This is a genomic window from Caballeronia ptereochthonis, from assembly GCF_001545075.1.
GTDB classification, from domain to species: Bacteria; Pseudomonadota; Gammaproteobacteria; order Burkholderiales; family Burkholderiaceae; genus Caballeronia; species Caballeronia ptereochthonis.
On the sequence record NZ_FCOB02000027.1, the window covers coordinates 17375 to 38832 of the forward strand.

Here is a 21458-nt window from a genome sequence, read left to right on the forward strand (position 1 = left end):
ATGGATCGATTCTCCGCGCTTTCCCGTTGCAATAGAATTGCCGAAGCGTGTTGATCAGATATACAAATTCGTATGGCGGAAAATATCGGCTGGGAGCTTTATCGCACGTTTCTCGCGGTGCTTCAGGAAGGCTCGCTTTCCGGCGCCGCGCGCTCGCTCGGCATCACCCAGCCGACGGCGGGGCGTCATGTCGAGGCGCTCGAGCGCGCCCTCGACGTGAGTCTCTTCACGCGCTCGCAACTCGGCCTGCAACCGACCGATGTCGCGCTCGCGCTGCGCTCTCACGCCGAAGCGATGCAGAGCACCGCCGCATCGCTCGAACGCGCCGCGAGCGGCCACGGCGTTGGCGCGGGCGTGCAGGGCGTCGTGCGCGTTTCGGCGAGCGAGGTCGTAGGCGTCGAAGTGCTGCCGCCGATCATCGCGGCGCTGCGCGAGCGGCATCCGCGGCTCACGATCGAGCTCGTGCTGACCAACCGCGTGCAGGACCTGCTGCTGCGCGAAGCCGATATCGCCGTGCGCATGGTGCGGCCGAGCCAGGCGCAACTGGTCGCGCGGCGCGTCGGCCGAATAGAAGTGGGCCTGCATGCCCGCCGCGACTATCTGGAGAAGCACGGCACGCCGCGCAACATGAAAGCGCTGTGGGAGCACACGGTCATCGGCTACGACAAGCCCACCGCGTTTCTGCGCGGCGCGAGCAAGGCGCTGCCCGGCTTCAGGCGCGAAGCATTCGCGCTGCGCGCCGACAGCGACCTCGCGCAACTGGCGTTGATCCGCGCGGGCGCGGGCATCGGCGGGTGTCAGGTCGCGCTCGCGCGCCGCGATTCGCTCGTGCGTGTGCTGCCGAAGGCATTCGCGCTGCAGCTCGAAACCTGGGTGACGATGCACGAGGACTTGCGCGCCAGCCCGCGCTGCCGCGCAACCTTCGATGCGCTCGCCGACGGCCTCGAACGCTACGCGCGCTAGCGCCGCCTACCCGGCGAGCTTGTTCGCCAGTTCGGCGACGTGCTTGCCCTGATAGCGCGCGATGTCGAGCTCGTTCTGCGAGGGCTGCCGGCTGCCGTCGGTGGAGGCGAGCGTGGTCGCGCCGTAGGGCGTGCCGCCTGTGATCTCGCTCATGTTCGTGAGTCCCGCGCACGCATACGGCACGCCGACGATCACCATCCCATGGTGCAACAGCGTGGTATGGAACGACGTGATGGTGGTTTCCTGCCCGCCGTGTTGCGAAGCGGTGGACGAGAACACGCTGCCTATCTTGCCGATGAGCGCGCCTTTCACCCACAGTCCGCCCGTCTGATCGAGAAAGGTGCGCATCTGGCCGGCCATGTTGCCGAAGCGCGTCGGCGTGCCGAAGATGATCGCGTCGTAATCGGCGAGTTCGTCGACGGTCGCGACGGGCGCCTGCTGATCGAGCTTCACGCCGATCTGCGCGGCGACGTCGGCGGGAATCGTCTCGGGCACGCGCTTGAGCGTCACCTCCGTGCCCGCGACGCCGCGCGCGCCTTCGGCGATCGCGTGCGCCATCGTTTCGACGTGGCCGTACATCGAATAGTAGAGAACCAGTACTTTCGCCATGATGTGTCCTTGTGTGAGGGGTGCATCGGATGGAGACGCGCGGTTCCTTGCGCGCAGTCAAAGATAGCACCGGCGTTCCGAACATGCCGGATGCGTGGCCGGCCGATTCGCAAGGAACTGGCCTGCTCGCGCAAATGCGAAGCGTTCATGGATGCGCGCGCCTTCCTTCAGGGACAATGTCGAAAATCGAAATGGAGACGCAACCGCCATGAACGGCCACGCCTTTCTCAGCGCGAATCTGCTGATCGCTTACTCGGCGTATTTCGTCGGCACCGCGAGCCCCGGGCCGAGCAATCTCGCGATCATGTCGATTGCCAGCACCTCCGGCCGGCGCGCGGCGTTCGCCTTCGCGGCCGGCGTCATGTCCGGCTCGTTCTTCTGGGCGATGCTCGCCGCGCTCGGCCTTTCCGCCGCGCTCACCGCGTACTCGGGCTTTCTCATCGGCGTGAAGATCTGCGGCGGGCTGTATCTGCTGTGGCTCGCGTTCAAGTCGGGGCGCGCGGCGTTGAAGCCGCCGGCGCGGACGTCGGCGGCGGACGCACACGGGCAAAGCGGCAGGAAGCTATACGCGCGCGGCGCGCTTCTGCATCTCACCAACCCGAAGGCGATTCTCGTGTGGATGTCGGTCGCGGCGCTCGGATCGTCGGCGGGTGAAGGGCCGGGGCACATGCTGGTGGTGGTCGCGGGGTGTCTGTGCATCGGCGCATGCGTGTTCGGCGGCTATGCCGCGCTCTTTTCGATGGCGCGCGCGCGGCGCATCTACAAGCGCATCCAGCGCGGTCTCGATGCGTGCCTCGCGCTCGTGTTCGGCGCGGCGGGCCTGCGCTTGCTGACTTCGCGCGTGTAACGCATGAGCCAGCCCGCGCGCGGCTCGTGCCTTTCGCCCGGATCCGCGTTCGCCTTTCTCATGCGGCTGCCGACGCCCATTCTCATCGTCGCGGCCGTGATCGCCGGATATGCGGCCAGTATCGTCGTGATGGAGCTCGTCATGCTCGTCGCGCCCGATGCGCCGCTCGGCGGGCGGCACATGACGCTGCACGGCTTGCGGTTCGTGGCGGCGCTCATCGTCGCGTGCGTGATCATGCCGCCCTTCGAGACGTTCGTGTTCCAGTGGGCGATCATCGTCTTTCTGCGCCGGAAGCTGCGCTGGCGCGCGGTCTGGGCCGTGGCGCTGTCGGCGGCGGCGTTCGGGCTCGCGCATACATACAGCCCGCAATACATGTTGCGCGCGGCGGCGGGCGGCCTCGTGCTGGGCACGGTGTTCGTCGTCGAGCAGGAGAAGCGCGGCTCGCCCTTCTGGGTCGTGACGGCGGTGCATTCGTTCTACAACCTCATCGCGGTATTCGCGCTTTCGCAACTCGTGTAGCGGATTTGCCGCGCCTTTTCGCACTTCGGCTTTGCTTCCGGACGATCGAGGTCTAGTCTCAAACTGGACGTCAGAACAATTTCCAGTACGATGCCGACCGACGATTCTTCCCAAAGCGCCCAGCCGATCCGGCCCGAAGGCGCCGCGCCCGTGAGCGAGCTTGCGCGCATCGTGCGCGACGCCTGCGTCTCGCTCGGCCGCGAACTGATCGCGATCAGGCCGACGGCGCCGCGCGCGCTCTTCGCGACGCAGGCGATGCTGTCAGTCGGGCTCGCCGTCGCGCTCGCCTATGCGTTCCATCTGACCAACATCTGGTGGGCGGCAATCAGCGGCTTCGCCGTGATGCAATCGAAATTCTCCGCGTGCGCGCAGCGTGGCGTGCACCGCGTCGTCGGCACGGTGGCGGGCGCGATCATCGGCGCGGTCGCGGGGCCGGTGATCGGCGACCTGCCGTGGATCTTCGTGCCACTGCTCGGGTTGATCGCGGGCGTGTCGGTGTATCGCGCGCTCGTCTCCGACGCGGGCTACGCGTGGGTGCTGGGCGCGGTGACGTCGCTGATGGTGACGTTCGAGGCGCATCGGCTGGCGTCCGCATCGGCGACGGCCTCGTTCGCGCTCTTGCGCGTGGCCGAAGTGGTCGTCGGGACGTTCGCGTGCGTGGCCGTGTCCGCGCTGTTTCATGCGGGCCTGCAGCACTATCGCAAGTCGCGCGGCGCGGCGCCGGTGCCGCGCGCGCAGGCGGCATCGACGGTCGATCGCGTCGATGGCGCCAATGCGCAAACCACCAACGTCATGCCTTCCGACGCGGCTCAGGCGGTGCAGGCGGTGGAGGCCTCGCACGTCGCGCGCGCCGAACAGACCGCGCTCGCGATGCGCAGGCGTCTCGCCTGGCAGAGCGCGTGGTCGGTCATGATCCTGGCGTCGCTCGCGTATGCGTGGAATCTGCCCGGCTTCGCGCAGGCGATGGTGACGGCGATCGCCGTGCTGATCCTGCCCGCATCGGCGCTCGGCAAGGCGACGCGCAAGCCCATCGCGGAGCGCATGATTCAGCGTTTCCTGGGCTGCCTGCTCGCGGGCGCGGCGAGTCTCGCGCTTCTGCCGTTACTCGGCGACAACGCGTTCGCCTGCATGATCGCGCTGTGCGCCGGCGTGTGGATCGGCTGTCATGTGCAGACGGGAGCGCAAGGCGCGAGCTACGTGGGGCGGCAGTTCAGCATCGCGTTCATCATGGTGTTCGTGCAGGACCACCATTGGTCGTCGGATCCGCTGCCCGCGCTCACGAGGCTCGCGGGCATCCTGTGCGGGATCGCGGTGTTGTCGGGAGTGATCGCCGTGAGCACGGCTTGGGGGGAGCGGAGGGCGCCGCGTGCGGCGATGCGGTGACGTGTGCCGTCGGGCCACCGCATCGCGCTTTCGATGATTCGGGGAATCAGGCCTCTTCCGCCCAGGCCAGATTCTCTCGCGCCATCAACGCACTGGACGCCGCCGGCCCGAACGTCCCCGCCGTATATCCACGCGGCCGATCGCCCAGCTCCTTCCATCCGTTGAGAATCGGCTCGACCCATGTCCATGCCGCTTCCAGTTCGTCGCGGCGCATGAAGTGCGTGAGCCGTCCGCGAATCACATCGATCAGCAAACGCTCATACGCTTCCGCGCGCCGCTGGGTCATTGCCTGCTGCAAGTCGAGGTTGAGCGTCACGGGCTGCATGTGCATGCCGCTGCCGGGCTCCTTCGCCATCATCTGGAGCTGGATGGACTCTTCCGGCTGCAGCGTGATGGTGAGCCGGTTGCCATAGTGACGCGGACCCTCGGGAATGATCGAGAACGGCAGGTCCGCGAAATCGATGACGATCTCCGAACGACGATTCTGCATGCGCTTGCCCGTGCGCAGGAAGAACGGCACGTTGGCCCAGCGCCAGTTGTTGATATGCGCGCGCAATGCGACGAAGGTCTCCGCGCGGCTGTCGGCGGGCACGTTGGCTTCCTCGAGATAACCCTTCACGGCCTCGCCGCCCACGGCGCCCGCCGTGTACTGGCCGCGCACCGTGTCGCGCGCGATATCCGCGACGGTCATCGGGCGCAGCGACTTCAGCACCTTCAGTTTCTCGTCGCGCACGGCGTCCGGATCGAGCGACACGGGCGGCTCCATCGCCACGATGCACAGAAGCTGCAGCAAGTGGTTCTGCACCATGTCGCGCAGGGCGCCGGTGTGGTCGTAGAAGCCCGCGCGGCTGCCGACGCCCACCGTCTCCGATACCGTGATCTGCACGCTCTTGATGTACGGCGCCTGCCAGAGCGGTCCGAAGATCGCGTTGCCGAAGCGCAGCACCATCAGGTTCTGCACCGTTTCCTTGCCGAGATAGTGGTCGATGCGATAGATCTGCTCTTCCTTGAAGTGCTTGCCGACCGCATTGTTGATCGCGCGCGCCGAGGCCAGATCGTGGCCGAGCGGCTTTTCCAGCACGACGCGGGAATTGCTGTCGAGGATGCCGGCCGCGTCGAGGTTTTCGCAGATGGTCACGAAGAGCTCGGGCGACGTCGACAGATAGAGCACGCGCTGCGAGCCCGGACGCACGGCCTGGGCGAGACGCTGGAAGTCGCCGGGATTTTCAACGTCGACGCGCACGTAATCGAAGAGCGCGAGGAATTTGTCCCACGACTGCGCATCGAAGGCCTTCGCGTCGATGAACTGACGCGACTGCTCTTCCATGAAGTTCTTCAGATAATCCTCGCGTGTCCAGTCCTTGCGGCCGATCGCGAGAATGCGCGTGTCGGCGGGCAGGTTGCAGTGCGTGTGCGCCATATAGAGCGCCGGCAGCAGCTTGCGCGCCGCCAGGTCTCCGCCGCCGCCGAAGATGATCATGTCGAGCGGGCGTTCGTTCGAGGGAGAAGTTGGATTCGTCATGGTGCGTGAGCCGTCAAAGGTTCAGGAAAGCCGAAAGCGTGGCGACCGGTCGCGATCGTTCGAGACAGCTATGTTGCATGTTTTGCCGGCTTTTTGCACGGCGAGCGTGCTAACGGCCGTTCGATTCGGTCCGGCGCATACGAAATATCACGGAGGCAGCGCGTGTTTAGTCCGGCCAGCTCAACGATGCGTCCGCGCGCAGCGTCGCGACGGCGAGATCCAGGAAGGCGCGCACCTTTTGCGTGACGTGACGTCCCTCGCGATGCACGAGATGAATCGGAATGGCCGGCGACTCGAATTCCGGCAGCACGACGACGAGACTGCCCTCGTTCACGTATTGCGCGACCTGATACGAGAGTAGCCGCGCGATGCCGAAATCCGCGAGCGCGGCGCTGATGGCGGAATCGTTGGTGGTCGTCGTGAAGCGCGGATGCGCGCGCACCAGAATCTGCCGCTCGCCGTCGCGCAGGCGCCATTCGGGCGGCGTCGAAGAGCCGGTCGACGCGATGATCACGTGCTCCGCGAGATCGTCCGGATGTCGCGGCGTGCCGTGCTTCGCCAGATACCCGGGCGACGCGCACAGCACGCGCCGCACGCGGCCGACATTGATCGCCTGCAACGACGAGTCCGGCAATTGCGCGATGCGCACCGCGACGTCGATGCCTTCGTCGACGAGATTCACGACGCGGTCGACGAACCAGCAGTTGGCATCGGCTTCGGGATAGCGGCGCAGGTAGTCGAGCACGATCGGCGTGACATGCAGCCTGCCGAACATCACCGGCGCGGTGATCGACAGCACGCCGCGCGGCGACGAGTGCGTGCCCGTCGCGGAGAGCTCGGCGGTGTCGATTTCACCCAGAATGCGGCGGCAGTCCTCGAAATAGCCGCTGCCGGCGTCGGTGAGGCGCACGACGCGCGTCGTGCGCGTGAGCAGGCGCACGCCGAGGTGTTCTTCGAGTTCGGTCACGACGCGGCTCACGACTGACGGCGAGATGTCGAGCTTGCGCGCGGCCGATGCGAAGCCGCCGGTCTCGACCACCGTGACGAAGGTCGCCATTGCCTGAAAACGGTCCATGAGAATGCGCGCGGCATGCTGGCCTGAAGGATGCCGTGCATTCTCGGGGATATGGGCGCGGGGCACAATCCGTCATCGCTTCGGGGCGCTTCAAAGATCGAGTTCCAGTCTGTCGCTTCCATCCGCCGCCGGCACCGCGCAGCAGATCAACGCTTCGTCGTCGCTCACATGAAACGCCGGCTCGCTCTCATACGACACCGCGCCTTTCACGATGCGCGTCCTGCACGTTCCGCACGTGCCGCCGCGGCAGTTGAATTCCGGCGCAAGACCGCTCGCTTCCGCGAGCTCCAGCAACGTGCCGCCGTTCGGCTTCCAGTGCGCATCCGTGCCGGACTTCACGAAGCCGACCGTCACGGGCCCGGTCGCGGCGGGGCGCATCGGCTTCACGTCCGCGCCGCGATCCGCTGTGCGCTTCAGCGCCGAAGGGCCGAATGCCTCCGCGTGAATGCGCGCATCGGATACATTGAGCGCGCGCAGGCCATCGTAGATCGTCTGCATGAACGCGCCCGGCCCGCACAGATAGAAGTCGTAGTCGTTGAAGGGCAGGCGGCTCGTCAGCAGATCGATGTCGATGCGGCCCGACATCTCGTAATCGCGCTCCAGCTCCGCGCCCCGCGTGTCGCTCAAGACGCGGATCACATGCACCGCGCCGCCCGCGCCTTGCGCGAGAGCGTCGATTTCCTTAGCGAATGCGCGGCTCGCGAGCGAATGCGCCGACGCGATCATCCACACGGGACGAATGCGACGCTTTCTCAGGCCTTCGAAGACCACGTGCCGCAGCATCGCGAGCATCGGCGTGATGCCGACGCCCGCCGCCATCAGCACGGCGGGGCGCTGTTCGAACGGATCGATCGTGAAATCGCCGGCGGGCGCGCGCGCTTCGATCGTGCCGCCGGTTTTCAGCGTCTCGTGCAGATACGCCGACACGCGCCCGTCGCGCTTCACGCTGATCCGATACACGCCATCCGACGGCGCGACCGACAGCGTGTACGTGCGGATTTGCGGCCTCGCTTCGCCCGGCAGCGTGACACGAATCGGCAGATGCTGTCCGGCCTGGTGCGGGATGAGGCCCGCGTCATCGGTCGGTTCGAGAAGGAACGAGCGGATCGCATCGCTCTCATCGACGATCCTGCTCACGCGAAACGTCCGCCACACGTTCGCGAGCGCGGCCGCTTTCATGCGCTCGGCCACTTGCCGCCAGTCGCCGGTCATCAGCGAATTCGGCGAAGCCCCTTCGCTGCGGGACGTCCACCGCAAGGGCAGCGCGTCCTCGCGATACACGATGCGGCGCGGCGTGAAGCGCCACAGCCGCTCGGCGCCCTGAAATGCGGCGGTTTCCGGCGAGTCGAGCAGTACTTCGGCGTCGCCGGAAAGCTGCAGCAGCGCGCCGCTTTCGAAGTCCGCGAACACGAGGCCCGCGCGGCCGTTCTCCAGAATATTGCCGAGCGTGTTGAAGAAGAGATTGCCCGCGAAGTCGGGAATGGTGAGCGCGCCATCGTCCGAGAGGCGCACGAAGCCCGGCTTGCCGCCGCGATGCGACACGTCCACTTGCCGATGCCCGTCCTCGCGATCGAAAAACGACGCGACGAAGAACGTATCCGCGCCCGCGATCATCTCCCTGGCGCGCGGCGAGAGGGCGTCGAGCATCACCGGCTGCACGGGCGACGGCACGGCCGGATCGCGCACGAACTCGAAATCGCGAAACCGGATGTACTGCGGGCAATTGCCGAAGCTCTGTTCGACGGTTACGTCGAAGCTGGCGCCCGCGTCGTGGCGATGAATCACGCCGTTCACGCGGTTGCGGCGGCGCGTGTGCAGCTCGATGCCGAGCAGGCCGATCGACGCGCCGTCGCTCATGCCAGCATCGGCGGGATCGAGCGGATCGCGCGCGCGGCCGATGGAAAGCGTCGTCGCATCGGGCGTCTGCATGAAGCCGGGCTGTCCGGCGATGAGCGTCGCCCACGGATCGCCGCGCTCGTCGACGGCGCCCGCCACCGTGAACGGCAGTTGCGCGAAGAACCGCCGATGCTGGTCGGGCATGTAATCGCGCACGACGCGCCGCCCGACGCTTTCCATGCGCTCGTAAGCACCGGCGGCCTTTTGCAGCGCGATTTCGCCGCGATGCCATGGCGACTGCGTGACAGCCGGCACGACAGGGATGACCGCGGAAGTGGACATGATCGTATGCCTCCACACACCGGGCGCGGCGGCCACGCGTCACCGCGATGCCGCCGCGTCGGTTTACGCCGCGAGACCGGCGGCTGTCTTTTGAAACGGCACGAACCCGGGCAGCGCCTCGATGCGGCGCAGCCATGCGTTCACGTTCGCATAAGCCGACAGATCGACGTTGCCTTCCGGCGCGCTCGAGATGTAGCTGTAGAGGGCGATATCCGCGATGGTCGGATGCGCGCTGGCGACGTCCGCGATCCATTGGCGGCCGGCGAGTTGTCCGTCGATCACCTCGAGGATGGCGTGCGCGCGGGCGATGACTTCCTCGGCGTCGAACTTTCTGCCGAACACGGTGATGAGACGCGCGGCGGCGGGGCCGAACGCGATCTGGCCCGCTGCGACCGAGAGCCAGCGCTGCACGGCGGCGGCTCCGGCGGGCGTTTCGGGCAGCCATTGGGTATCGCCGGACTTCTTGGCGAGATAGACGAGGATCGCGTTCGAATCGGAAATCACATGCTCGCCGTCGACGAGCACGGGAATCTGGCCGAAGACGTTCAATTTGAGGTATTCGGGCGTCTTGTGCGCGCCCTTGGCGAGATCGACGAAGACTTCCTCGTGATCGATCGCCAGCAGATTCAGGAAAAGACGCGCGCGGTGCGCATGGCCGGACAGTGGATGATGATAGAGCTTCATGGCACGTTCCCTTGTTTGATTGATGGCCGGGAGATCTCCCCGTCCTGCGAATCAAGTATGGGTTCTTGCGCCCGGAAGCAGAATACGGGCGATTTTCAAATCACCATTCTCGAAACAAGAACAGTGAAGGAAGATCTGGCGGCCAAGCTCACTGCTGACGAGGGCTTCGGTTCCCGTATTTCCTCACCTTGAAGCGATTGCAGTAGAATTCGGCTCCCGAACTGCCTCACCTCAAGGGCACACGGGCACCTCAGCGACGGCACATGCCTTGCTTGAGGGTCCCTTGACCGCCCCCGAAAGCCGGTCGCGCCCCGGCATGCCGTGCGCCGTGTGCCTTTCACTCTTATAGCGAGCCGTTTCCATGCCGCAAGCACCCGGGCCGCGCCGGCCACCCGCGAAGATCCTGCCGCCCGAGGCGCCCGGCGTGCGCGCGCTGGCGTCGCTGGTGGCGGGCGTCATCATCATATGCGCGCTGTATTTCGGGCGCGCCGTGATGATCCCGATCATCCTCGCGATTCTGCTGAGCTTTCTGCTCGCCCCCTTCGTCGACTTCCTGCGGCGGCTGCGCTTCGGCCAGGTGCCGTCGGTGATCGTCGCGGTGGTGATCGCGCTTTCCGTGCTGACGGCGGTCGGCGCGCTGATCGGCGCCCAGGTGGCGCAGCTCGCCGGCGACCTGCCGAAGTATCAGGTCGCGGTGGAGCGCAAGATCGACTCCGTGCAGCGCATGACGGTTGGGCGCGCCGACGAGTTTCTCGGCCGCGCGTCGCGCGCGCTGAAGCGGCTTTCGCCCGCGCGCGAGCAGGAACCGAAGAACGAGGACAACCCCGCCGCCTCGCCGATCGATCAGCCGATGCCGGTCGAAGTGCACGAGCCGTCGCCGTCGCCGCTGGAGCTGGCGCAGCGCTTTCTCTCGCCGATCGTCAGTCCGCTGGAGACCACCGGCATCGTGCTCGTGGTCGCGGTGTTCATCCTCCTGCAGCGCGAGGATTTGCGCGATCGCCTGATCCGCCTCTTCGGCTCGCGCGACCTGCATCGCGCGACCACGGCGATGGACGAGGCCGCGCGGCGCCTGTCGCGCTATTTCCTCGCGCAGCTCGGCATCAACGTGGGTGCGGGCATCGTCATTTCGATCGGACTTGCGATCATCGGCGTGCCGGGCGCGCTGCTTTTCGGGGTGATGACCGCGCTCCTGCGCTTCGTGCCCTATGTCGGGACGTGGATCGCGGCGATCGTCGCGGTCGTGTTCGCTGCCGCAGTCGGGCCGGGCTGGGCGATGCTCGTGTGGACCATCGTGCTCTTCGGCGTCACGGACATCGTGGCGGGGCAGGTCGTCGAACCGCTGCTTTACGGGCACAGCACGGGCCTCTCGCCGTTCGCGGTGATCGTCGCGGCGATCTTCTGGAGCTGGATCTGGGGGCCGATCGGTCTCGTGCTCTCGACGCCGCTCACGCTGTGCCTCGTGATTCTCGGCCGTCACGTCGATCGCCTCGAATTCCTCGACGTGCTGTTCGGCGACCGGCCGGCGCTCACGCCCGCGGAGAACTTCTACCAACGCCTGCTCGCGAACGATCCGGATGAGGCGCTCGTGCAGGCCGAGACGCTGCTCAAGGAGCGCTCGCTCATTGCCTATTACGACGAAGTCGCGCTCGAAGGGCTGCGCTACGCGCACAGCGACGTGCTGCGCGGGGTGGTGACGGCGGACCAGCTGCGACGCATCAACGAGTCGGCGCTCGACATCATCGAAGGGCTGGAAGATGCGGACGACACGACGGTGAACGTCGAGCGCCGGGCAGAGCCGCCCGTGAGCCTGGAATCCGCGGAAGACGAGCCGAGGCTGTCGCCCGAGACTCCGCCCGCGCGCTTCGATGCGGAGAAGGAAGGGCACACGGCGTCCGTGCTGTGCATCGCGGGCCGAAGCGAACTGGACGATCTCGCGGCGACCATCGCCGTGCAGCTGTTCCGCAAGCACGGGCTTCACGCGGACCTCGCGGGCTATGAGCGCTTCTCGCGCGGACGCTTCGGCGAAGTCGATCTTTCGGACGTGACGATCATCTGCGTGGTGTCGTTCGATGCGGCCGAATCGCCGCCGTATCTGCGCAATCTGCTGAGGCGGCTGCATCAGCGCGCGCCCTCGGCTGAACTGATCGTCGGGCTGGTGTTTCCCGAAAGTCCGCTGCAAGGCGAAGTGCTGGTGCGCACGAGTTCGGCGGCGGTGTCGTTCCGAGAGCTCGTCGACGCATGCGTGGCCGCCGCGCGCCGTCAGTCCACGGACGGCGTGCCGTGGGCCGGCTTGAATGATTCGGGCGGAGAGGCGGCGCTGAACGGGCCGCCCGGCGACGCGCGCGAGGGTGTCGCGGAACTGCGCGACGCATGAGCGATCGACCGAATCGCTTTGAAGATCCCGGCTGGATCAGACCGGAGGGATTTTCCTTCCCGCGGATGCCACAGGCATCACAATGCGCCAGGGCGCAGACGCAAGGTTCTTGATACCGCATCCCACAACGCGAGAGCCTCACCCCGCGTTAATGGTGCATGTTGAAGCTCAGCGTCTCCGCCTCGACGCGGCGCCCCATTGATCATGTCCAGTGAGAGAAACGGGGCGTTCGTCCCGCTGCGTGTCGGATTGAGCTCGAGAGAAAATCTTTGCTCTGGAACGCCAGCATCGGAGACGGTTTCGGTTAGCCATTCTTCTGCCTTCATTCCTGCCAGATCTACCGATCCCTTACGGATGACTTTGCCTGCCTCACCATGAAATAGCATTTGGGCCTCCAGGCCACGCTCAAGAAGCGTCGCTTCCTCATAGGTATTCCCGTTGGTCATCAGCGTGAAGCCCACACCCGTTCGATCGTTCAGCGCGTAATGCGTGTAGACGTCGTCGTCTCGCCAGTTCTTGTTTGCCAGAAAGCCACCCGAGAAGCAGAAACCGGATTCCTTTGGAATCTCGTCGCTCGGGCGGGCGCGAATTTTGTCGAGCGTGCCGAATACCAGTTCCTTCTGCTGAGGCAATCTGTTCTTGACGTCGAATTGCTTGACGATCGGGTCATCGGTGCGATCCGGGTGCTCGTAGTCGAAGGTTTCAATCCTTAATTCGAAGACAAAGCCGCTTTCCCACTTGTAGGCTTCGATGACGCGTGTTGCTGGATCGTTGTGGGGAATGTCGCGATGAACGAAATACCAGGTGTTCTTTCCGCGCGCCTCGCCGGACTCGTAAAGGAACGGATAAGCATCGACGCTTTTGATTGCCCGCAATTCTGTTTCGCGTTTTGCCACTTTGGCATGGTAGTCATCCAGTGACAGAGGGTCGGCTTGTACGATGACCCCCTGCACTTTTGCGTCACCGTATTCCGGCGCGTCGACGGGCATGTCGATGAGGTAGCGTCCCACACAGCGCGTTTTCAGGTTTCCAGTCAGCTCATTCACGATGTTCTTTTCCGAATCAGTGAGCGGTGGCGTGCGATTGCATGCCGCTGCCGCCACGGCAAGGCAAACGACAAAGATTGTTTTGCGCAGATTCATGTCTTGTATTCGAGCGCGGTGCCCTTGACACCTTGGGCGATGCGAGTGATGGCCGCAAGCGTGAAACGCCGGGTGGCGTCGAGCTTGTAGGCACCTTCGTGGTCGATTCCGCTGAACGCGATGCAAGCCTTCGCACGATTGCCTGGGGCACGCCCCGAACGCACCGGCACGGTGCCGTCGCCGTTCTCGTCCGGATCTTGCAAGGAAAAGCTGGCGACGGCGGTTTTGCCTTCCTGGGTGACCTTGAGAAGCACGCCTCCGCAGCCGGGATCATCCGTTCCACGCTCGCCAAGCAAGTGCTGCAGCGGTGGAATATGGCCGCGCAGCAGAGACGGCGCTTGCTGCGCCCATGTCACATTGCCGAACGCGGCGTGCGCGACATCGTCGCCGTAAAACGCGTAGGTATTGAGGTGATACCTGCCGCTGATGCCCGTATGAAATGGCTCCACATACCGTCGGATCAGATCTGTGAACTGCGTCCAGTCCTGATCTATGGTTTTCTTATCGGGATCGAGCGGATTGAGCAGGGTGTCGTCGCAGAGTCCCCACCACGTGCCGCGCACCGCATAGATTTCGCTATACGGGTTGGAAACGGGTAGGGCGACCAACTGCTTGCCATCGCGAATGCGCAGCCAGCCCATGCCGTAATCGCGGCTCGGCAGCAACTGCAGTGGTCCCGGCGCGCTGCCCGCCACCGCTGTCATGGCGGCGGCGTTGGGACCGAGCACGAGACCTGCGACGCCTTCCGTTCCGTTCTTCATGCGTTTGTACGTCGCGGCAGCGCCCGTGGCCGGCATCACGCCGTGAACGACGCCCAGCACGCTGTCGCGCAGGCCCAGCACTTCTGAACAGTGGCGGGCGACCAAGCCTCCCATCGAATGGGTGACGAGAATCACCTTGTCGCACTGGTAATGGTATGTGTCTCGGTAATAGGCCGTGAACTCCTTGATTTTTTCCGCGAGACGATTGGCTGAGTCCGCATTGGACTTGAGCCAGTTGTAGCCCACTGCGTGAACGGGAAACTGATATTTGTACGAAAGCGCCACTTCGTCATGGCTGAGCGTTCCGATTCCCGGCGTCGCCATCTCGCACAAGCTCGCGCGCAGACCCTTGCGTCCATGATCGGTTCCGGCGTGCACATCATTGAGCGCGTTTTCCAGCCAGACGAGCCACTCGCCATAGCTCATATAGGCGACCTCGCCCCAGCCGCGACGGCGCAGTTCTTTCTCCGGCAGATTGGTGCCGGATGCGATCTTGCCGCCCGAGTACACTCGGGTTCTTTCAGTATCGAGTGATCGCCTTCGTTCGGCCGGTCGCTTTGTGATCCATGACATGACCGTGGTCATGCTGTCGAGCAGCCAAATCGGCTCTTCGGGTTCACGGCGTGGAGCTTTGGCCAGATTCGTCCCCATTACTCCAGGCACAAAAATCACAGGAATGACGCGATCTGGAACGATGTAGCAAACCGCAGTGCTGGCGTCAGGAGGCGACGTGACGGAGGAGTAATGAACCGAACCGTCCGGCGCGATTCTCGGTTCGATGACTCTTGACGTTACGGTCAATATGGATGCCCTCCGTCGCTTGGCTATTCGCGGCTCGAAGCTCGTAGACGCGGTGACCGTGGCTTTCGATCTTTCCGTTGACGGAACCGCGAGATGAAGCTTCGATCCTAATCGTGATTAGGATGGCTTAGTAATTCATCGACAATTTTTAACATATATGCTTAGTCGAGGAACGGGGCGAACGGCGAGCAATCCGCGCACGGCACGGAGGTCCGCATCGGCCGTGACATCGGCGACTCGAAGATCCGACACGCGCAGTCACCTTCGCGATCGACGATCGCGAGGCGCGCGACGCGAAAAGGGAACCCGGCGCCAGTCCATCGACGGGTGACGCCGCCGCTTTCTCCCGGCTAACGGTTCCCGTCGAACAGATCGTTGAGCATCGTATCGAACGCGGCTTGCGCGTCTTCGAGTTCCTGGAGCGCGGCGTCGAAGGTCTGCAGCGCCATCTGCGACGGGCGGCCGTCGCCTTCCGGCGGAAACTGCTTCTGCAGCGCAAGAAAGGCGGATTGAACCTGACGCGTCGCATTGACGATACGTTCCATCGCTCGCGCTTCTTCCGTGCGATTGTTCTCAGCGGTCATCGGAGACACTCCTCGTTGGCAATGCTCCGATAGTACCAAGCGACGCGCGTGTCGAGGCTGCGCGCGCATCTTCAGACCTTTGCGATGGTGAAGAGCCGCACGGCTTCGTCGAGCACCACGGCGCGCTCGGCGAGGCGCTTGGCGGTGACCGCCGCCTGCTCGACGAGCGCGGCATTCTGCTGGGTCGAATCGTCGAGATGGGCGACCGCCTGATTCACCTGCGCGATGCCCTCGGCCTGTTCGCCGCTCGCCTTCGCGACCTCCATGATGATCGTCGAGACGCGGTTCACCGCTTCGTCGATCGCGCGCATCTGGCTGGTCGTGCGCGAGACGAGGCTCGTGCCCTGCTCGATCTGCGCGACGCTCGTCGCCACCACGCCTTCGATTTCCTTCGCCGATGCCGCGCAGCGCTGCGCCAGGTTGCGGACCTCGGTCGCGACCACGGCGAACGAGCGGCCCGCCTCGCCTGCGCGCGCCGCCTCGACGGCCGCATTCAACGCGAGGATGTTGGTCTGGAACGCGATGCCGTCGATCACGTCGGTGATGTCCGCGATACGCCGCGACGCCGCCGTGATGCCCGCCATCGTCTGCTCGACCTGGCTCGCGATGCGTCCGCCGTCGTCCGCCGCGACCTGCGCTTCCTTGACGAGCTCGAGCGCGCGAACGGTGGCGTCGGCGTTGCCTTGCACGGTGGTGGTCAGCTGATCCATCGTCGCGGCGGTCTGCTCGAGCGATGCCGCCTGCAATTCCGTGCGGCGCGACAGGTCCGTGTTGCCGCTCGAGATTTCGGTCGCGGCGTCGAGCACGCCGCCGATCTGGCCGCGCACGTCGAACACGATTGCCGCGAGATTCGCTTTCAGCTGGGCGAGCGCGCGCTGCACGTCGCCGAGATCGTCGTGTCGCGCGTCGGGCATGTCGACGGTCAGATCGCCCGCGGCCATGCGCGCGGCGAAGCCGGACATCGTGCGCACGGGCGCATTCACCTGACGCGACAGCGCGAGCCAGCCCGCGAAGCTCACCGCCATGCCCGCGCCGAGCGCGAGCCAGAACGGCAGCGGCGGCGCGCCGCGCCAGCCGGCGAGGGCCGCGATCAGCATGACGACGGGTGCGGCGGCAAACGCCGTGCCGAGGCGCGCGCTCACCGGCATGTGCGCCAGCGCCGCGAGCTTGCCCCGGAGGCCGTACCTCACGAGCGCGCCGCGCACGAGCCGGTGCGACGCGTTGCCTGCGCGCATCTGCGCATACAGCGCGGTCGTTTCGCGCACTTCCTCGCGGCTCGGCTTCACGCGCACGGAGAGGTAGCCGACCGCCTTGCCATGCTCCATCACCGGCGTGACGTTCGCGCGCACCCAGTAGTGGTCGCCGTTCTTGCGGCGGTTCTTGACGAGCGCGGTCCACGGGCGGCCGGCGCGGATCGTCGCCCACATATCGGCGAAGGCTTCGTGCGGCATGTCGGGATGGCGGATCAGGTTGTGCGGCTTGCCGATTAGTTCCTCGCGCGAGAAGCCGGACACCAGCACGAAAGCGGGATTGCAGTACTGGATGTTGCCGGAGAGATCGGTGGCGGAGACGAGCATCTCCGAGGCGGGAAAATCGAACTCTTGCTGAGTGACAGGCTGGTTGTTGCGCATGATGTCCTTGCTCTTCTCCCGATGCACGCGCCGCCCGAACGACGGACGGCGCGCTCTGAATTACACGGACATAACGGCCATTATCCTCACATTCTTTAGGGGAATCCGACCAAAACGCTCAACTGTGATGCCCGCGTTATTGCGCGCTCCAGCCGCCGTCGATCTGCAGCGCCGCGCCGCGCATTTCGCTTGCGGCATCGGAGCAGAGAAACACGGCCATGTCGCCGATCTGCTGGGCCGTGACGAATTGCGCGGACGGTTGCTTGTCGCCGAGCAGTTTGGCGCGCGCGGCGTCGGGCGAGAGCGAGTCGCGCGCGGCGAGGTCGTCGATCTGCTTCTGCACGAGCGGGGTGAGCACGAAGCCGGGGCAGATGGCGTTGACGGTCACGCCGGTGCGGGCGTTCTCGAGCGCGGCGACCTTCGTCAGGCCGACGATGCCGTGCTTGGCGGCCACGTAGGCCGACTTGCCTGTCGACCCCACGAGCCCGTGCACGGATGCGATGTTGATCACGCGGCCCCAGTTGCGCGCGCGCATCTGCGGCAACGCGACGCGCATCGTGTGGAACGCCGAGCTGAGGTTGATGGCGATGATCGCGTCCCAGCGATCGACCGGAAATTCGTCGATGGTCGCGACGTGCTGGATGCCTGCGTTGTTCACGAGGATGTCGACTGCGCCGAAATTTTCATTCGCGAAGGCGATCATCGCTTCGATTTCGGCGGGCTTGGTCATGTCGGCGGGGTGGTGTACGGCTTTCGCGCCGGTTGCCTCGATCTGCTTCAGTACGCTTTCGACATCGCCGAAGCCGTTGAGGACGAGGTTCGCGCCGGCGTGTGCGAGCGCTGTGGCGATGCCGAGGCCGATTCCACTCGTCGAGCCGGTGACGAGAGCCGTTTTGCCGGCGAGCAATGGGGTCGATGTGGGGTGAGTCATGGGTGGGGTTTGCCTCCTTCAAATCGGTTTTGTTTTGGCCTTGTGTGGCCGGGGTCATTGTTGCTTTTTTTTTTGCGGTTGCTTTGTGCTTCTGTGGAATCCTGAATTCTTAGTGGTCTATTAGCGTTGCGCCGCACAGGGGCAATGCTAATAGACCGACGCGAATACAGGATTCCCCGAAAGCCCAACCGCACCGCCCCAAAAAGAAAACTTAAACAATCCCAGTCAAGTAATACACAGCAATAACAAAGAAGACAGCCAAAGTCTTAATAACAGTGACCGCGAAGATATCGCGATAAGACTCCCGATGAGTGAGTCCTGTAACCGCGAGCAGCGTGATAACAGCGCCGTTGTGCGGCAACGTATCCATCCCACCCGAGGCCATCGCGACGACCCGGTGCAGCACTTCGAGCGGAATATGCGCCGCCTGCGCCCCCGCGATGAACGTATCCGACATGGCAGCAAGCGCGATGCTCATACCGCCGGACGCCGACCCGGTAATTCCCGCAAGCGAACTCACCGAAATAGCCGCATTGACGAGCGGATTCGGAATGCTCTTCAGCGCATCGGACACGACGATGAACCCCGGCAGCGCCGCGATCACGCCGCCGAAGCCGTACTCGGAAGCCGTATTCATCGCCGCAAGCAAGGCCCCGGCGACCGCCGCGCGCGTGCCGCCCGCGAAACGCTCCTTCACCCGCGAGAACGCGGTCAGCACCACCAGCACGATGCCGAGCAGCAACGCACCCTCCACCGCCCAGATCGCGACGACCGTCTTGACCGCCGTCGTCACCGGCGCGTGGACACCCGGCAGCACTTCAGGCGTCACCGTGTAGCTCGCGCCATACCACGTCGGAATCCACTTGGTCAGCGCGAAGTTGGCGACGCCCACGAGCACGAGCGGCGCGATCGCCAGCACGGGATTCGGCAGCGAAGTCGATTCGACCCGCTCCGGCTCGTTCACGAGCGACGTGCCGTAACCTTCGCCCTTCGCCATCGCCGAACGGCGGCGCCACTCGAGAAACGTCAGCCCCACCACGATGATGAACACCGAGCCGATCACGCCCAGCCACGGCGCGGCCCAGCCGGTCGTCTTGAAGAACGTCGTCGGGATGATGTTCTGGATTTGCGGCGTGCCCGGCAACGAATCCATCGTGAACGAGAACGCCCCCAGCGCGATCGCGCCCGGCATCAGGCGCTTCGGGATATTGCTCTGGCGATACATCTCCGCCGCGAAGGGATACACCGCGAACACGACGACGAACAGCGACACGCCGCCATAGGTGAGCAGCGCGCACACCGCGACTATCACCGCATTCACGCGCGACTTGCCGATATAGCGGATCGCGGCGGCGACGATCGACTCGGAGAAGCCCGACAGTTCGATGACCTTGCCGAACACCGCGCCGAGCAGGAACACCGGGAAGTAGAGCTTCACGAAGCCGACCATCTTCTCCATGAAGATGCCGGAAAACACCGGCGCGACGGCGGCGGGATCGGTGAGGAGGACGGCTGCGAGCGCTGCGATCGGCGCGAAAAGAATGACGCTGTAGCCGCGATAGGCAGCCAGCATCAGGAACGCCAGGGCGGCGAGCACGATGATGAACGACATTGAGTCTCCGTGAGTGGTTTGTTCTTTGAACGTAGTCCGCGAGCCTCTCCTGAAAGCCGCGGAAGCCCCTTCCAGCGCGATGGTGACACGCCGCGCGGGCAAACGCAGCTTTCGTGCCAGCGCGCCGAACCCCAGCCCGGACGGGCATCGGGCAAGCATGGCATCGCAAGATTTCAGCCGGATGTCTCCAGATCGAGACAGCCGCGGAACTCGCCCGGTCGTCATCGCCTCCAGAAGGTTAGTGCAGATGCGGATTGTCCGCTCGTCTCGGAATTGAGATATTTCGTCTCGAAAGAGAGATAAGGAGACGAAGGCGGTATGCGCAACGACTGGATCAACGTCCCCGCGGACTATAGCGACGTCATGCGGCGCGCGATGGAGTCGCTTTTCAAGACTTTCGAGAATCTGAGCGAAGGCACCTTCATCGTCGATGCGGACGCGCGCGTCGTGTGGATCAACAAGCGCTACGCGGCGCGCTTCGGCTTTGCCGACCCGCTCGACGCCATCGGCCTCGACTGCGAAGCCGTGATCCCCAACAGCCTGATGCGCGAAGTCGTCGCGACGGGCAAGCCGATCCTGCTCGATGTCCTGGAGACGGACCGCGAGCCGCTCGTCGTCACGCGTCTGCCGCTCAAGGACGAATCGGGCGCGACCATCGGCGCGATCGGCTTCGCGCTCTTCGACGAAATGAAGGCGCTCACGCCACTCTTCGCGCATTACTCGCGCGTGCAGCAGGAACTGATCGCGACGCGCCAGTCGCTCGCGCAGGCGCGGCGCGCGAAGTACACGTTCTCGAGCTTCGTCGGCACGAGCCCGGTCAGCCTCGAAGTGAAGCGCCAGGCCCGGCGCGCGGCGCTCGTCGATTCGCCCGTGCTGCTGCTCGGCGAGACCGGCACCGGCAAGGAACTGCTCGCGCACGCGATCCACGGCGCATCGACCCGCGCCGGCAAGCCGCTCGTGACGGTCAATGTCGCGGCGATTCCGGACACGCTGCTCGAAGTCGAATTCTTCGGCGCGGCGGCGGGCGCATACACGGGCGCGGAGCGCAAGGGCCGCGTCGGCAAGTTCGAGCTGGCCGACGGCGGCACGCTCTTTCTCGACGAAATCGGCGACATGCCGCTGCCGCTCCAGGGCAAGCTCCTGCGCGTGCTGCAGGACAAGGAGTTCGAGCCGCTCGGCTCGAACCGCATCGTGCGCGCGGACGTGCGCATCATCGCGGCGACTTCGGCGGATCTTCCCGCGCTCGTCGCCGCGGGACGCTTTCGCGCGGACCTGTTCTATCGCCTGAACGTGCTGACGATCCACGCGCCGCCGCTGCGCGAGCGGCTCGGCGACATCGAGGCGCTTGCCTACGCGATTCTGGAAGACCTGTCGGGCGACGTCCGGCCGGAGCGCGTCGCCCATTTCGTGCTGCACAAGGACGCCCTGCGGCTGCTCGAGGCGTACTCCTGGCCGGGCAATGTGCGCGAACTGCGCAACACGCTCGAGCGCGCGCTGATGCTCTCGGAGTCCGAGGACATCGACGCCCCCGCGCTGAGCGCGTTCATCGACGCCGGGCGTGTCGCGCTCGCGGTGCAGGCGGAGCCGCCCGCGCCGGAAGGCGCCGCCTTTCCGGGGATGTCCTACGCCGACGCGATGGCGGATTTCGAAAGACGCTATCTCTCGGACGCGCTGCGCGCGAGCGGCGGCCGCGTGGCGGATGCGGCGGAGAAAATCGGCATCGGACGGGCGACGCTTTACAAGAAGATCGCCGCGCTCGGCATCTCCGTCTGAGGCGCGTTCGCGCATACGCCAGATCGACGCGAAAGCTTTGCGTGGCATACTCGCGAAATCGAAAATAAC

The 21458-nt window shown here is 65.1% G+C and carries 17 protein-coding genes; 6 read left to right on the forward strand and 11 right to left on the reverse strand.

The genetic code is table 11. From position 1 onward, the window contains the following. Positions 1-72 precede the first annotated feature (72 nt). On the forward strand, positions 73-963 hold the full coding sequence (locus tag AWB83_RS25600; protein ID WP_087048425.1) for a LysR family transcriptional regulator: 891 nt from the start codon (positions 73-75) through the stop codon (positions 961-963). A 6-nt stretch (positions 964-969) separates the two neighbouring features. On the opposite strand, the gene wrbA is transcribed toward AWB83_RS25600, so the two are convergent. Further along, positions 970-1572, reverse strand: coding sequence for an NAD(P)H:quinone oxidoreductase (gene wrbA / locus AWB83_RS25605; protein ID WP_087048426.1), 603 nt, complete (start codon positions 1570-1572; stop codon positions 970-972). Between the two features lie 208 nt (positions 1573-1780). On the opposite strand from wrbA, the gene AWB83_RS25610 reads away from it, so the two are divergent. The 3 genes from AWB83_RS25610 to AWB83_RS25620 all read left to right on the forward strand — a co-directional run bounded on the left by AWB83_RS25610 (position 1781) and on the right by AWB83_RS25620 (position 4321). Next, positions 1781-2419, forward strand: a complete 639-nt coding sequence (locus AWB83_RS25610; protein ID WP_087048427.1) for a LysE family translocator — start codon at positions 1781-1783, stop codon at positions 2417-2419. 3 nt (positions 2420-2422) lie between these two features. Then, on the forward strand, positions 2423-2938 hold the full coding sequence (locus AWB83_RS25615) for a CPBP family intramembrane glutamic endopeptidase (protein ID WP_087048428.1): 516 nt from the start codon (positions 2423-2425) through the stop codon (positions 2936-2938). A gap of 90 nt (positions 2939-3028) precedes the next feature. Next, positions 3029-4321: an FUSC family protein gene (locus AWB83_RS25620; protein ID WP_087048429.1), complete on the forward strand. Its 1293-nt coding sequence runs from the start codon at positions 3029-3031 to the stop codon at positions 4319-4321. 46 nt (positions 4322-4367) lie between these two features. Here the strand turns inward: AWB83_RS25620 and zwf are convergent, their stop codons facing one another. The 4 genes from zwf to AWB83_RS25640 form a co-directional block, all read right to left on the reverse strand. Next, positions 4368-5843, reverse strand: coding sequence for a glucose-6-phosphate dehydrogenase (zwf, locus tag AWB83_RS25625; protein WP_087048430.1), 1476 nt, complete (start codon positions 5841-5843; stop codon positions 4368-4370). 166 nt (positions 5844-6009) lie between these two features. Next, positions 6010-6918, reverse strand: coding sequence for a LysR family transcriptional regulator (locus AWB83_RS25630; RefSeq protein ID WP_087048431.1), 909 nt, complete (start codon positions 6916-6918; stop codon positions 6010-6012). A 90-nt stretch (positions 6919-7008) separates the two neighbouring features. Then, positions 7009-9096: a 2Fe-2S iron-sulfur cluster-binding protein gene (locus AWB83_RS25635; RefSeq protein ID WP_087048492.1), complete on the reverse strand. Its 2088-nt coding sequence runs from the start codon at positions 9094-9096 to the stop codon at positions 7009-7011. Positions 9097-9159: 63 nt separating this feature from the next. Beyond that, the gene (locus AWB83_RS25640) at positions 9160-9780 is read right to left on the reverse strand and encodes a glutathione S-transferase family protein (RefSeq protein WP_087048432.1); all 621 of its coding nucleotides are present in this window, start codon (positions 9778-9780) and stop codon (positions 9160-9162) included. A gap of 361 nt (positions 9781-10141) precedes the next feature. On the opposite strand from AWB83_RS25640, the gene AWB83_RS25645 reads away from it, so the two are divergent. After that, positions 10142-12154, forward strand: a complete 2013-nt coding sequence (locus AWB83_RS25645; RefSeq protein ID WP_087048433.1) for an AI-2E family transporter — start codon at positions 10142-10144, stop codon at positions 12152-12154. Positions 12155-12231: 77 nt separating this feature from the next. Here the strand turns inward: AWB83_RS25645 and AWB83_RS25650 are convergent, their stop codons facing one another. The 6 genes from AWB83_RS25650 to AWB83_RS25675 form a co-directional block, all read right to left on the reverse strand. After that, on the reverse strand, positions 12232-13296 hold the full coding sequence (locus AWB83_RS25650; RefSeq protein ID WP_143750111.1) for a T6SS immunity protein Tli4 family protein: 1065 nt from the start codon (positions 13294-13296) through the stop codon (positions 12232-12234). Then, positions 13293-14708 (reverse strand): Tle4 family T6SS lipase effector, encoded by a 1416-nt coding sequence (locus AWB83_RS25655; protein ID WP_143750112.1) that lies wholly within the window; start codon positions 14706-14708, stop codon positions 13293-13295. Before AWB83_RS25655 ends, AWB83_RS25650 begins: the two co-directional genes overlap by 4 nt. A 500-nt stretch (positions 14709-15208) precedes the next feature. Beyond that, the gene (locus AWB83_RS25660; protein WP_008354254.1) at positions 15209-15442 is read right to left on the reverse strand and encodes a hypothetical protein; all 234 of its coding nucleotides are present in this window, start codon (positions 15440-15442) and stop codon (positions 15209-15211) included. A 71-nt stretch (positions 15443-15513) separates the two neighbouring features. Beyond that, a complete protein-coding gene (locus tag AWB83_RS25665; protein WP_087048493.1) occupies positions 15514-17073 on the reverse strand; it encodes a methyl-accepting chemotaxis protein in 1560 nt (519 codons plus the stop codon). Positions 17074-17209: 136 nt separating this feature from the next. After that, positions 17210-18004, reverse strand: a complete 795-nt coding sequence (locus tag AWB83_RS25670) for a 3-hydroxybutyrate dehydrogenase (RefSeq protein WP_087048436.1) — start codon at positions 18002-18004, stop codon at positions 17210-17212. 211 nt (positions 18005-18215) lie between these two features. Next, a complete protein-coding gene (locus tag AWB83_RS25675) occupies positions 18216-19616 on the reverse strand; it encodes a GntP family permease (RefSeq protein WP_087048437.1) in 1401 nt (466 codons plus the stop codon). A 318-nt stretch (positions 19617-19934) separates the two neighbouring features. On the opposite strand from AWB83_RS25675, the gene AWB83_RS25680 reads away from it, so the two are divergent. Next, positions 19935-21389 (forward strand): sigma-54 interaction domain-containing protein, encoded by a 1455-nt coding sequence (locus tag AWB83_RS25680; protein WP_087048438.1) that lies wholly within the window; start codon positions 19935-19937, stop codon positions 21387-21389. The last annotated feature ends 69 nt before the right edge of the window (positions 21390-21458 follow it).